At 38.5% G+C, this 14,721-nt stretch carries 8 protein-coding genes; 2 read left to right on the top strand and 6 right to left on the bottom strand.

What is annotated here, in order from left to right; all coding sequences use genetic code 11:
• Positions 1-524: 524 nt before the first annotated feature.
• From I6L31_RS16725 to I6L31_RS16705, 5 genes are all read right to left on the bottom strand, one after another.
• The gene (locus I6L31_RS16725; RefSeq protein WP_005006145.1) at positions 525-1,874 is read right to left on the bottom strand and encodes an ISL3 family transposase; all 1,350 of its coding nucleotides are present in this window, start codon (positions 1,872-1,874) and stop codon (positions 525-527) included.
• Between the two features lie 12 nt (positions 1,875-1,886).
• A complete protein-coding gene (locus I6L31_RS16720) occupies positions 1,887-5,171 on the bottom strand; it encodes a type I restriction endonuclease subunit R (protein ID WP_005006147.1) in 3,285 nt (1,094 codons plus the stop codon).
• A 17-nt stretch (positions 5,172-5,188) separates the two neighbouring features.
• Complete coding sequence (locus I6L31_RS16715) at positions 5,189-6,226, bottom strand: Abi family protein (RefSeq protein WP_005006148.1); 1,038 nt, start codon at positions 6,224-6,226, stop codon at positions 5,189-5,191.
• Positions 6,227-6,366: 140 nt separating this feature from the next.
• The gene (locus I6L31_RS16710; RefSeq protein ID WP_005006150.1) at positions 6,367-7,692 is read right to left on the bottom strand and encodes a restriction endonuclease subunit S; all 1,326 of its coding nucleotides are present in this window, start codon (positions 7,690-7,692) and stop codon (positions 6,367-6,369) included.
• Between the two features lie 2 nt (positions 7,693-7,694).
• The gene (locus I6L31_RS16705) at positions 7,695-9,698 is read right to left on the bottom strand and encodes a type I restriction-modification system subunit M (RefSeq protein WP_005006153.1); all 2,004 of its coding nucleotides are present in this window, start codon (positions 9,696-9,698) and stop codon (positions 7,695-7,697) included.
• A 168-nt stretch (positions 9,699-9,866) separates the two neighbouring features.
• Here I6L31_RS16705 and I6L31_RS16700 point away from each other — a divergent pair, with 168 nt between their 5' ends.
• Entirely contained in the window at positions 9,867-10,532 is a 666-nt protein-coding gene (locus tag I6L31_RS16700) for a hypothetical protein (RefSeq protein WP_005006156.1), read from the top strand.
• Between the two features lie 321 nt (positions 10,533-10,853).
• On the opposite strand, the gene I6L31_RS16695 is transcribed toward I6L31_RS16700, so the two are convergent.
• Positions 10,854-13,697, bottom strand: coding sequence for a hypothetical protein (locus tag I6L31_RS16695; RefSeq protein ID WP_005006160.1), 2,844 nt, complete (start codon positions 13,695-13,697; stop codon positions 10,854-10,856).
• A 298-nt stretch (positions 13,698-13,995) separates the two neighbouring features.
• Here I6L31_RS16695 and I6L31_RS16690 point away from each other — a divergent pair, with 298 nt between their 5' ends.
• Positions 13,996-14,658, top strand: coding sequence for a GIN domain-containing protein (locus I6L31_RS16690; RefSeq protein ID WP_005006161.1), 663 nt, complete (start codon positions 13,996-13,998; stop codon positions 14,656-14,658).
• Positions 14,659-14,721 lie beyond the last annotated feature (63 nt).

Raw genomic sequence — 14,721 nt, 5'->3', positions numbered from 1 at the left:
ATAAAATTTTTTTGATGAAAATTAGTCCTTATTCATCAAAAATACTTTTTACAGTTTTATGGCCAATTGCTTATCCAGTTTTATTCTTAATACTCTTGTTCAAGAGGTGGGATAAAATTTAAATTTGAAATGACACACCTATAACAACACCCTAGAAGGTGAAGTAATCCGAAAGTTAATTGGTTCAGTGGATCAAGTTTTAGCTAAGTAGTTTAACCTTGGCAACAAAAAAGTCCCATTTGCAACATTGGGGCTTTTTCATATCTATTTTTTATAGGTTATGAATCAACTAGCTAAAAAAAGAACAGCCTTATGTTGCTTTCATGCTTATTAGTAATACACTTATTTGTGAAAATTTTGGCATTACACAACAAATAGTTTCACATTTTTGGCAAAGCATAGAGTAGGGAAAGACATGGCGGAAAATTCACTCAAAAAAGGTCAGTACACACGCTTTAGTAATAAAATTGGACTCTACAGTGCGAATCAAGAAAACGTAGGTTTTATTAAAAAGGCTATTTGCATTATATGGTTGAAATTAGTTCTTCATCTAAATATTCATCACCGCCATACAATTCAACCAAGGTTGGAATATAAGCGCCATATTCCAACTTATTATTCTCTTGCTTGGTTGGAAATGCAGTTAAACCCTCATAACCTTCGGTTGATTTTAATGAAGATGATGGAGTCTTTAAAGTTGTAATAGATCGAGCCACTTTGTTATATAACATTTTTGCTCGAAGCACCTCAAAGGTATATCCTCGTCCCATTCGATTTGCGACCCTTGTAATACCATTATGCCCCTCAGTATAAGCATTGGTAATTCTTATTGGCGCATCCCAATAGGTGAATATATCCTCAAAGTGATTATTCACAGTTTTAGCAACGTCACGGAAAGACTTTAAATATTTGGGAATACTGCTTTCCCATTCATGAAACCTTTGTATGGCATCGTCTTTGGTTGTTGCTTCATAAATATTATAAAACTGCTCTTTGAGGTCATAAGCTTCCTTAAACTCAGGATGCCATTTTTCTAAATTTCCTAAAATTCTTTGTTGATCTTCGGTCAATGAATTTGGTCGTCTAAGCAGTATCCACCGTAAATGTTTTTTCATATTCAGTCGGGCATCACGATCCAAACTACTTTGTAAAGCTTTACGTTCAGTGTCTAAAGCTTCACTTGCCATTCTCACTACATGAAACTTATCAATAACCAACTTGGCATTTGGTAGGTGCAGACGGAATGACTTTTTGAAGGGTCGCCACATATCACTACAAATCCATTCTACTTTTTCTGCATCAGGCAGTTTGGCGAAGTATGGTATCAATGTATCTTGAGTTCTTTCAGGCAACATATCATATAAGCTGTTCATAGCAAGGTTGGTGATGACACAGCGATATGTTCCCATCAATTTAAGTTCATCAATACCCATAATCGTTGGAGTTTCAAACTTAATATCTCGTTCTAATTCCTCCACGAAATCGAGCGTAATGTTTTTAATGGTGTTCACGACTACACCCGTATCTTCGGCAAGTTGCGTAAAGGTTCGATCTAAGCAACGCTTGCGTACTTGCTGAATCAGCCGATGGGTCGCTCTGCGTTTTTCATCTAAGAAGCTGAGTTGAGGGGTAATCATGCTTTTGCATTCAGAACAGCGATAGCGTGTTCGTATCACCTCAATTTTTACAGGTTGCATCTGCAAGGGGGTATCAGCAAAATGATTGATACGCTGGCCGTGCTTATATAAGCGTCCACCGCATTCAGGGCATGTTTCCAAATGCTCACCGCTTGACTGTACGGTAATCATAATACAGCCATCTTCATTACGGTAATCTATCGGCTGTACACCTTCCAGTTGCAGAATATCAATCATTCCAATACTCCGTTATGTTAGACGATGCACATCAATGGTTTCACCATCTTTAAGCAATTTATACAGCACCTTGATCACATTCTGCATCGCTTGTGCATCGGTCTTGAGCAACAATGCTGATAAGTCTTGATGTGAGGTCACTGCTTGAATAATTGCGCCTTTCGTTGCCGATGGCAAATTACCTTGCAAGGCTGTGGATTCAGGATTATTTTCAATCTGAGCCATAACTACATCGTTATTTCGTAGAATGGTTACTAAATGATTGATGTATACCACCTGTTCTTCACGGGTGGAAATATCGCCAAAAGTCTGAGCAATAAGATCAATGACTTCTTTCAGATAAGTCATTTTGGTTGGCTGTAAATCACCATTGGCTGTGCCTTGGATGGGGGCTAATGGTTGAGGTTCATCCGCTTCGGGATGATCGGTATCATCGGTTTTAAGTTTCTTTTTAAAGATGCCAAAGCCAGTCAGTACCAAGCCTGAAATATCAATTTCTTTAGCAGACATACCATTTAATCGTTTGGATAAGAGCTTGGTAAATGCCGAGAAGTTTTCAAGTTCAGGATCGCCAAAGTCAATAAGCTGTGCTACATAGGAATAAATACGGCTAAACTTATCCAAATTGCCTTTAAAGCGCATTAAAGTTTGTAATTCTACGTCTAACTGCTTGCGCTCAAATTCGGCTTTTTCTGCGCCTTCATCATTGCCGTCTGCTTTGGCTTGATCAAATGCAGTTTCCTGTAGCTCAATCGCCTGTTTGAGCATTTTCAGTTTTTGGTTAAACAGGCGGGCGACACGATCGGTTGCTTTAAACAGGTCGGGATGTGTGGTTTCTTTGAAATCATGATTGCTAATATCGCGGATAGTTTTAAAACGAGCTGCTTTAAACTCCTCCAAATCATCTTCGGTAATCAGATCAAGTTCTTCAATATTGTCTTTGATGGTATAAACCACATTCGGGTCTTGTACATCCACCATTTTTGCCCCGTTGTCGTACTTTTTGAAGCACTTTAAAATCCATTCAGGGTCATTTACAAAGTCAATTACAAAGGTTTGATCTTTGCCTGTGGTGGTACGGTTTAAGCGTGACAAGGTTTGTACCACTTCAACTTCATTGGCAATGACTTTATCAATGTACATGGCGCAGAGTTTGGGTTGGTCAAAGCCTGTTTGGAATTTATTCGCCACTACCATTAAGCGATATTCAGGGCGGTCAAATGCGATGCGTAAATCAGAATTAGGTGCATCGGCATTCATATTGGCTTCGGTAAATTCAGCATCTTCACCAACTTGAAATAGTGCCCCGTTTTCGCTATCACCATCTGCTTCATGGCTAATCTGTTTGCCCGTGAGCTTACCCGAAAATGCCACCAAGACATGGTAGGCACTGTAGTCAGGGTTATCTTCAATATATTTTTCTAAGGCAATTTTATATCGTGCTGCCGCAGGGCGTGAACTGGTCACGATCATGGCTTTGGCTTGACCATTGAGCAAATTGGCAACATTGTGGTGAAAGTGTTGAATAATAAACTGCACCTTTTGCGTGACATTGGTCGCGTGTAAAGCCATCCAACGAGCTAAGGCTTTCTTGGCTGCTTTAGAATTGACTCGTTTATCATCGTCAACAGCTTCACCGCCGAGTTTAAACGCAGTTTTATAAGGTACATAACCTTGTAGCACATCTAAAATAAAGCCTTCATCAATCGCTTGGCGTTGTGGGTACAAATGAAAGGATTCAGGCAAATTTTCATCACTGGCAGGCTCACCATTTTTAGTGCGCCCAAACAGCATTTTAGTCGAGTGTTTTGGAGTTGCAGTAAAGGCAAAGTGACTGATGTTTTTGGACTGTACACGCGCTTTTTGAATCTGCTCAAGCAGTTCCTCAACAGTCAGGTTAGCCATTGCTTCACCCGACTGCAATGCCAATGTCGCTTGCAGTTTAGATGCTGTTGAGCCTGTTTGCGAGGTATGTGCTTCATCAATCACAATACCGTAGTTACGGTCGCTTAAACTGGTATTGGTCAGAATCGCTTCCATCACATGCGGGAAAGTCTGAATGGTCACAATAATGATCTGTTTATTGGACAATAGTGCATCTTCAAGCTGTTTGCTTTTCGATTTGCCTGCATGTTCTTTGTCATCACGGTTAATTGCAGCAATTAAGCCTTTCTGATGATCTAATTGTTGAATCGCTTCCTGTAACTGGTCATCCAGTACCGTTCTGTCTGTCACCACAATGACGGAGTTATAAAACGGTGTACCGTCATTGTGACGCAAACGCACCAGTGAATGACACACCCAAGAGATTGTCGATGTTTTGCCTGAGCCTGCACTGTGTTCACACAGATAATTCAGTCCTACGCCTTTTTCTTGCACATCGGCAATGATTTTATTCACCGCATCAAACTGATGATAACGCGGGAAGATCAAGCGTTCCTGTACCGTCCAATTACCATATAGATCGACTTTGTTTTTCTTTTCTACATAGACAAAATTATGGAAAATTTTCAGCCAATTATCACGTTGGCAGACATAATCCCAAAAATACGCCACTGGATAATCCTCACCTTTGGCCGCATCCGCAGGAGGGTTGCCTGCATGTCCCTGATTACCTTTGTTAAACGGCAAGAAATAGGTGCTTTCACCATCTAAAGCGGTGGTCATGGCAATTTCAGATTCAGACAAGGCAAAATGCACAATTGCACCACGCTTGGGTGTCAGCAATGGCTCTTTACGTCTTGTTTTAGGGTCTATCGGCTTACGGTCATTTTTATACTGCTCAATGGCATCTTCTAAAGACTGGTTAAACTCAGTCTTAATTTCCACCGTTGCCATTGGCAAGCCATTAATAAAGAACACAAGGTCCAAAATCCCTGCATCTTTGGATGGATGATATTTGAGTTGTGGGACAACACGTAGAATATTGGCGTTATAGCGGTCAATGACGGCTTGATTGCGTCCATCTTCGGGTGCGCTTTCACTGAGGTCGATTGTGCCTGCGCCCGCCATGCTAAAGCCATGACGAAAGATATGGATTGTGCCTTTCTTATTCAGTTCATCATCCAAGCGGTCGATGATGCGTTTTTCGGTATTACTACCATTCAGTGCTTGCAGTTTTTCCCACTTTTCAGGCTGTGTAGCTTGAATCCATGTGATTAAATCTTCGGGATAGAGTGCATATTCGGTATGATAATTTTTACTTTGCCCAACCACCCAACCTTGCGCTTGCAGTTTTTGCACAATATAGGCTTCTAAGTGACTTTCGTAATGGGCTTTGTCTGCCAAAATATTCATGCTTTTTCCCCTAATTTTTAATTCTGTTGTAATGCCTGTTGCCAAAACGGGTCTTGATGCCATAACTCAGGCATTCCCATATTGGCTTTAGAGAGTGATGGATACTGCTCAATTAAATCTTTGAGTCGTTTTGCCCATGTTGAATTTGGGCTGATCTTATAAAGTAAGGTTTGTATTGCCACCAAAAGCATATAGGTACGCTTCTCATAGCGAATCGCGGTATTACTCAATATGATTGGTTGTTGAAGCCATTGAATTGCATTTGAAGTTGGAATCTTAATGCTGCGACCATGTTCTTTATTCCATAGTCTGCTATGGTGGGCGCATAAGTTTCGCACGTCATTCAGGCTTTTCAGCCATGATTCCAAGACTTCAGCATGTAGCCCTAGATTCTGAGCGATCTGTTTTTTGGCTTGATTGGATTTTAGCCCGACATAGAGATGGCTTAGTTCACCCCATGTCAGCATTTCGATCATCATCCATGAAGGCGGTAATTTCGGGCTGTCATATTTAGATAAGTAGTGGCGTAAGAAGTTTTCTTTACGCACTTTATCTTTCAACCCATCTTTGTCAGTCTGAGAGAGTGGGCGTTTATCAATAGCTTTTTCATCACGCTCTAAACGGCTTTTTTCATCCATTAATTGCCGTTCAATACTGGCAAGTAAACGCATGTGGGCATAGTTATGGCTAAAATGCTGTTCATCGGTGTACCAAAAGGCAGCACCCGATTGATGGCACAGTACATTGCAAATTTGTGCCCGTATTGCCACTTCAATACGCTCAATGGCATCCATGACCAAGAGCCTTAACTCTCGGTCAAAGATATATAGGTTGAGTACATCATCAAATGTGGTATTGGCTTTAAATTGATGTAATACCGTTGAATTAGCTGTAACTGCTTGCTGAAAAGGAATGGTATAAGCAGATAGGCGATAGTAGCCTATAAAACTGAGGTAGCGGTCTGCCCGTGCAAGATCAGGAATGATCAAGCCACGATCTTGCCATGTTTGAAGATGATCTTGATTGCTTTTTGCCTGTTTTATGAATTGAACCATAGTATTTTCTCAGGCAAAAAAAACCTGCCGATTTGTGCGTGAACAAGCGAACTTGAACCTAGGCATGGCAGGTATGTTGGAAAGAATAATGACAAATGTCGCTATTGAAGTAAAGCTAAATTTACAATTTGCTAAAAATTTCATGCCATGTGCTCCCGTACGTCAATCTTGCCTGTAACCGCATGGGAGATAATTGAAGCACGATATTCTTTTAGTTTTTCGATTAAGGCTTGTTGCTTGAAGATCAGATTGTCTAATATTAGATTTTCAGAATCTAAATACTCAACAATTTCATTTTGAATTTGTAAAGTTGGCAAAAACATCACAATATTCTTAACATTGTCTTTATTTAGTTTTGGTTGTGCAGTAGAAGTCATAGAAACTTGAAATTGATATTGAATTGTCTTGCTGTTTATTAAGTAATACATGAATTTGTTATTGATTCTTTGTTCTTTAAATCGGAGCAAAAACATATTTGGTGCTAAAGTGGCTTTTATTTTTTTATACGGCATTAAGCAAGCAAATCCAGCGTAAGCACCTACATTTGCTAATAATAATTCACCACCAAAAAACTCTGATTTTTTCAAATATTTATGAGCATCTTCTGTAATATAAACTCCATTATTATTTAAATCCTCTCGAAGATCAGTCAAGCGTACTAATCGAGAAAAACCATAATCTAAATAATTTACATTTTTAGCTAAATCTGCAAACGAGCCATTGGCTGTATAGTCAGTTAAAACCTTTATCGTACGTTTAATTGAATAGTATTGCCAATCACAGGGAACCCTTCCCAACCATTCCACACCACTATCTTTCATCAGTGCATTCGGGTTTAAACCTTTGGTGACAGCATGAGAAATAATGGATTTACGCTGTTCTTCTAAAAGCTCAATTAACTTTTCTTGTTTGCTAATGAGTTTGTCAATTCGGGTGGTTTCAGTGTCGAGGAATGAAACAATGCGTTTCTGTTCATCCTCACTTGGTAAAACAACAGGCATTTTATTTAATTCGTCCATCTTTAAAGATTGACGCATACCTTCGCCCATAGAATAAAATACTTTCTGTAAATCGTAAGCACGGAATAAATAATTATAAAAATCTGCATTTTGTTTGGTTTTGACAGCAATATATGCAGACGTAATAATTCCGTGATATTTTGAGATAGCACTTCTTAAACTACGTTTATCATTTTGTAAATCTGTAAAACGGAAAACAATATCATTAGGTTTAATAATTTGATAAGTTTCAAAGGATTCAGGTAATAAGCCTTTGTTGTCATCAATATTCTTTTCTTTAATATTTCCATAACTTAAAGACAAAACATTGGTTTCTTTTAAGCCAATATTTTTCTTTTTGTTTTCAGTAAAAAGATAATAAAACCTTTTCAAACTCCAATGCTCAGGTACATCATCTAACCATTCCACACCACTCGGCTTATAACTTGGGTATTGTTTAAATTCCATTTTTAAACCTCCCCAAGCAATTGTGCGACTTCGGCAGACAACTCTTTGATCTCCGCCATAATTTCATTTGGATGGCGTGGTTGCTCAAATACATAAAAATAACGGTTAAAGTTAATTTCATAACCCACCACACCAACTTGACCATCCTTGGTGTCGGTATAACTGGTATCAGTCACCGCATCAGGCGCATGAGGAAGCACCTCTTTCGCCATATAGTCCTGAATATTCTGATTTAAAGGGATATTTTCATAGTCAGTGAGTTCACTATCCATTTGCACTTCACCGTTAATTTCAACAGCTTCGGCATCAGGATTTTGTACACCAAACGCAGCGATCAAAGCATTCTTTAAGCCCTTACTGACTTTGCTGAGTGGTAGATTTTTCAGGAATGTATTCTCAAACCAAGCATAGTCTTTGCCGTCACCAAACTGCTGCTCAATATAAGTGGCTATTGTTTGTCGGTCGCTGTCCAGTAACTTGCCAAACTCTTTTGATGCTTTAAATAACTCCAGTTTTTTACCATCAAATTGAAGATTGATGCGTAGAGGACGTAATACTTTCACTCGGCGGTAGCCAAAATCGGTATAGTCAAAAATCTTGCTGACTGAACTTTCTTCAAAATCAGCGTAAATACGGCTAATCGTATCAATTGAATCTTGGTCAATAAACTTGCGTTTATTGCCCTCATTTTTACGCATGGAAGAACCCATGCCAGTTGCATCAATCAGTTGCACTTTGCCTTTGCGTTGATCGGGTTTACGGTTTGAAATCAACCAAATATATGTACCAATACCTGTACGGAAGAAAATATCTGTCGGTAATGCCACAATTGCTTCGAGATAATCATTTTCTAAAATAAAGCGTCTAATTTCCGACTCGCCTGAGCCTGCACCACCGTTAAATAATGGTGAACCTGATAGCACAATCGCACCACGACCACCACCATTTTCAGGCAGTTCTAGTTTGGAAATCAGATTTTGTAAAAACAGCATTGAGCCGTCACTGGCTTTAGGCAAGCCCGCACCAAAACGCCCATTTAAGCCTTTTTCTTTATGCTCTAATTGAACCGCACTGGCATCTTTCGCCCATGACATACCAAAAGGCGGGTTAGAACATTGATAGTGGAAACGCTGTCCTGCAAATAAGTCATTACTGAGTGTACTGCCCAATTTAATATTTTGCGATAAATCACGGCTTGGGTCAGATTCTAGTTTTTTTAACAGCATTGAACCCAATGCGACAGCATGAGTTTCAGGCTGTAATTCTTGCCCGTGGGGTACAAGTACAGGGGCAACTTTATAGCGGTCCTTAAAACCGTCTACATAGTTCATCATGTCGGTTAGGAAGCCCGATGTACCACAGGTTTGATCATAAATAGTGCGGATTAAACCATTCTTTTGTTCAAACAGCTCATTATCAGGCTCAAGCAATAAAGTTGCTGCCAAATGCACAATATCGCGCGGAGTCATAAAGTCCTCAGACCCCGTACCGACTTCTGCACCAAATCTTGCAATTAAATGTTCATAGACATTACTCATGGTACGGTCAGGCACAACATTCGGATGTAAGTCGATGGCAGCGAAATTATTGCAAATACGCAGTAATAGATTGGCTTTGGCTAATTTATTAATTGTTGTATTGAAATCAAATTGTTCAAAGATGACACGTACATTTTCAGAGAAATTGGCGATGTAATCTTCAAGATTAGCTTTGGTTTTTGTACCGCCTAAATTGGAAAGGTTATAAGTCGATTTGTTATAGAACGGATTGCCGCTTACGTTAGTAAGAATATCGTCAAGCGCCATCCCTTGATCTTTGAATTGCGCATAAGTATTGAGAACAGCTTCTTTCGTTGGCTCAAGTACACATTCCAAACGTCTTAATACCGTAAAGGGTAAAATGATTTTGCCGAACTCTGTATGTGGGAAATCACCCCAAAGATCATTCGCATTGTTCCAAATAAAACTTGCCAGTGTAGATTCGGTATTGTTTGGTGCAGAAGCCATTTTGTTTTTCAACCTTATTTTGCAATAGTTAAATATTATGCAATAAACGTAAATTTTTCAACCTTGAAATGCAATATTTAAAAATTTCAAATCTGACTACTTTTTTATTTCATAATAAAGACTTAATGTTAAAATTTATCACAGGATAATCATTAGGCTTGGTGTGAGATGCCAAATAAGCAAGAAAAAATGACAGCATTTGGACAGTTTCGTATCTTAAAAATTGGAACAAAGTATATTCAAGCTGAACTGATCGGTAGTGTAAAAAATTATCAAGCCCAACTTGTCAAAAATGCCGTGCTATCAGATATAGAAATAGGTGCAACCATTTTTCTGAGAGTAAATGATCAATCTACCCAAAACAGATATGGCACTAAAGTTCAGTTTGAACCAATTGAGCTTTTAACTGACCAAGCTGAAATTGAGAAATACATTTTGGCTGACAGGAAGCGAGTAGCAGAAATTTACATTCAAGCAGCACAAGAAAATTTGGATAAAGGTTGGTATAGCGGTGATGCCATAGATAAGGCACTATTTTTTAGCGCAAGCCATCCAACTTATAAACCAATCAATATTGAGCTACGCCACAGACGACTCAAAAATATCATTCATGCTTGTTGTAATTATCAGTACAAAACAACAGCACACTTCATTCATTTGTGTCGAGCAACTATAGATATGTACAAAGATGAACAACGATTGAGTGATTTGGAATTAAGCCAGTTTGAACAAAGCATCATTAAGATTCAATCTGATTTGAATTTATCAGAAGAAAATGCTCAACAAAAAGCAAATGAATATTTGAGTCAACTAAAAGGATTATTAAAAAGCTAAATTCACTTTCAACCTTATAATGCAAATTTTAAAAATGATTAGCTCAAGTAGTTTCAACCTTAGATTGCAAAATTAGAGTTTGTTAAGTTAAAAATAAGGTGAGATTTATAAAAATCCCACCCTAAAATGCAAATAGCCCTTAAAAGAGGTGGAGAGTATGGGCTATAAAGAGATTAAGTGTTTAGGCTTCAAGTTCTTTAATAGCGATCCTCGTGGTGAAACTGATTTTGCACTGGATTTTAGGGCAACATTGCCACACTAATCTTGAAAACATTGACTCAAAAAGAAGCCCCGATATTCGGGGCTTTTTCATATCTGCTTTTACATATCGAACGACTGTCCACGTTCGTTAGTTTTGTTTAAATTCTGCGGTTCTATACCATACAGCTTTAGACCATCACCTAGAACGAGATCATCTACACGCTTTTCAAAACGAGTAAAGAAATCGTTCAGTCTTTGGAAGACTGGTGGTTCATCTAACAGTTTGGCCATGTTGTTTAATGTTTTACTTAGACTGTTCACAAGATTGAACTTTTGTTGACGGTCCAAAGACAAGCTGTTCGATGTATCTAAAAGGGTGGTGAGGCTTTCTTGAACCTTTAGATAGTTTTGATCATTGGTCACATTACTGACAATCAAATGCACTACTTTGTTTTTGATCTTCAATGTATCCAGATTCAATTGATCAAATGCAATGGTCCTATCAGTAAGATTTTCTCTAAATGTTTTGAGATTCTGCCACTCTGGATGTGCAGCCTCTAAATCAGATAAAACTTTCATGATTGACGCACGGTATTCGCTATCAGACGCACTAATCACAAAAAGTTCAGGATACGACCGCTTCTTAGAAACTTCTTCCTGAGCTTTATTGAGCTTATCTTCAGCGACAGCAATTGAACCCTCAACATCGGCATTACTAATACCAGCTTCATGAATTAACTTTCTAGCTTTATACATTTCTGCTGAATGAAGCCAAAAAGCGGTAAAGATAGCTGACTTAGCGTAGCTTTGATGATCGATACCTTGCTGAAGATTTTGTTCGGGAATGGTCGAACGATCCACACTCTGCAATTTAACTGTATCTTTGTTGATGTCCTTGGATACATCAATATGTACTTTGGTATTTTGCATGCTATCCATACTTGGGTTTGTGCTACTGGTTGGTTCTTTGGCACCCATTTTCTCGAATTCAATATCACCGGCTTTAATCTTTTGATGGCCATCTGCAGTAGCGACAACTTTCAAAACATCATTTTGAACTTTGGTGACATCAATTTCAGAAAGGATCTCCATATAAGACTTAATGCCCTCAAGAGTCATGACGGGCGTAGATACGGGTGCCGTAGCGGTTGGAGTTGGTTTATCATCAAATGCTTTATCAAATGACGGCGGTTGGTACTTTGGTTTTGCATAGGATTTCGTGCTACCTGTACCAGCTGGTCCATCATAGTTAGCTTTTGATAGATCTTGTTTACGCTTTTCAATATTTGCGTTGTAATTTTCAATATTTGCTTGGTTTTTAGCACGTATGTTCTGCAATTCCAGATATTTTTCATCTGATTGTGCAATCACAATGCCGTAATTCGGTTGGTATTCTTTATTAGGGAACTTGGTTGCATAAGCTTCGCGTTGACGGTTGTAGCGGTTAATTGCATACGCAACTTCAGGGATCTTGTTGTCTATACGTTTGACGGCGTTATTCAGTTCTTTTGCCAACTCTGCAGCTAAACGTTCAACACCTAAATATTGACGAGCATCATCCCAATCAGAAACAGATAATTTATTTTGGAAAACCGGGGGTAGGGTGATACGTGTATTTTCATGTTTGCTCACATCACCTAACACACCACTTAATGAAAAGTTGTGACAAGCTTCTTGTAAGCCAGGATTCAAACCAGACTCAAGCGTTTGGCCAGCATCGTTATCATAACCAACAAATATATTGGCTTCAGGATTGATACTGCGGATAAGCTCAGCAACACTTGAGATATTGGATTTACTGTATGACGCTAAAACTTGTGTGTTTTCTGCAGTAAAACCCTCACCCAATAAACCAAGCTCTAAACCAGCATCCAACGCCTTACGTGCGCTGATCGCTGTTGCCCAACCCTCCTTGATCAAATAGTTCTTTGCATTCGGGTTAAAGACTTCATAGCCAACATCAGGATTTTTGCTAACAGGCAAGAATGCATCTTTCGTTTTGGCTTTATCAAAAAAGTACTTACCCTTATGCAGTACTTCTTCAAGCTTGTTGGTTTCTTTGTTGCGCTTTTTTTGGCGATGGTGGGTGATACGCTGTAAATTGACGACTTTGTTATTGGTGTCAATTAACGGTGCAAGAATGACAGCTCTGCTTTTACGTAAATCAAAGCCTTTTTTCTTTTCGCCCTCAAGCTCAGGTTCAAAGTTGATGAAATGCTTTTGATACGCTAATACATTCTCTACTGTTTCAACGAGAAGCTGTTGATTGGTAGCTGATTCAGGAAGTTCACGCTTTACTGCTTCAATGGCTTCATCACGGGTAAAGTTATCTTTACGCATGATTTTAGCGCCGTATGGCTCTAGGTTCTTTTCAACCATATACGGCATTTGTCGAATGTCGCGTTTAAAGGTCTGAAAGCTTCCAGTTTTATTATTAAAAAATGAATCGTCAATAATTTTACCAGCACGTTGCCACTCAATACGGATAGCGATTTGTGCAGCTAAGAGCTCTTTTTCTTGTTGAAGTAGATGCTTCTTTTGAGCTTCTTCAAACTCACGTACACGGCGATCAACATCTTCTTTGCTTGGTGGTTTGTAGTTAGGGTTTGAATCTCGTTGAGGCTTGATTACGTTCTTATAGTGGTCAGCAAAAGCAATTGAGATTTCAATGTCAGTTACACCAAAGCGGTGTCCTTTGAGTACTGGCCAGTATTCACCAGTATCACGGTTCATGTTTGGATAGATCCAATACATCCCTCGTGGTTTGACATTGTTGCTACTTGATTTACTAGGGTTATCTGATTCGGTGAGGCAAGGCACTTTCTCATCAAATACGGTCACGAATTGATATTTACCAGATGACTTGAATACGAATCCGTAGTTTCGCTCCAGTTCTTCTTGGAAAAACTGAAACATCGTATTTAAATCACAATTATGTCGGGCGCTCGGTACTTTCTCAGCCATAACAATTCCAATTTCTAATATATATTTAGGTGCAATGTGCTACCCAGGTTGCATAGGACTATTAATCATATGCTTAAGAAAATTTATACTTTTAGTATATACCGATTCTAAAAACATTTCTGTTTAATCTTTAATATAAGCTATGTCTAATAAAGGTTTAAAGAAAAATTAAAAGCTTTAATTTATTATTTTAATAAAAAATGTTTAAGCCCTCAATGTTATAATTTACAGATATTAAATAGGTTATGAATGACCACTTATTTAGGGTTAAATTACTTTTAATAATTTGAGGCTTTATATGTCAAAACATATTTTTTCGGGTTCTGTTGTAATCTATGGCAACGGCAATGTATACAGTTCAGGTTCCAACTATCAAATCGTTGGAAGTGGCAAACCAGTGACTAAGCAAGTACCTGTAAACCCATTTAACGAAATCTGTATGAAAGGTCCAATGAGTCTGAAGTTTTTTGCTTCAAGTGTTTCTAAAATGGAAATTACTGCAGACGACAATATTGTAGATCTTATTAGTGCGACTTTTCAGGGTGGTGTATTGGTTTTAGCTATTCAGGACAATGTAAGTTTTAGTACTTGTTCACCGTTAGAAGTATCGATCAGTCACCCAAATTTAAAAGCTATTGATTTAAAAGGTTCAGGCAATATTCAGGTCTTAAATCTTAATGAAGATAAATTCACAGCAAGTATTAGTGGATCTGGAAATATGGATTTAGACGGTACCGTTGAACACTGTGTCTTATCTTTGAGAGGTTCAGGCAATTTTGATGCATTACCATTGAAAAGCAACAATTTAGAAGTGGCACTATCTGGTTCAGGCAATATCTTTTGTACAGCTATCAATTCTGCTCAAGTACAGCTTTCAGGCTCAGGCAACGTTAAAGTTTATGGCAAACCAATCCATAAGTCACAAAACCGAACTGGTTCAGGAAACATTAGTTTTAAATAGGTCGATAAACCTAGTTATAAGTCACAAAACCGAACTAGATCAGGAAACATTTGTCTTAAGTAG

It is taken from the genome of Acinetobacter septicus (genome assembly GCF_019355975.1).
Classification (GTDB): domain Bacteria; phylum Pseudomonadota; class Gammaproteobacteria; order Pseudomonadales; family Moraxellaceae; genus Acinetobacter; species Acinetobacter ursingii.
Note: the sequence above shows the minus strand (reverse complement) of the source record. Positions and strands in the feature narration are given on the sequence as shown.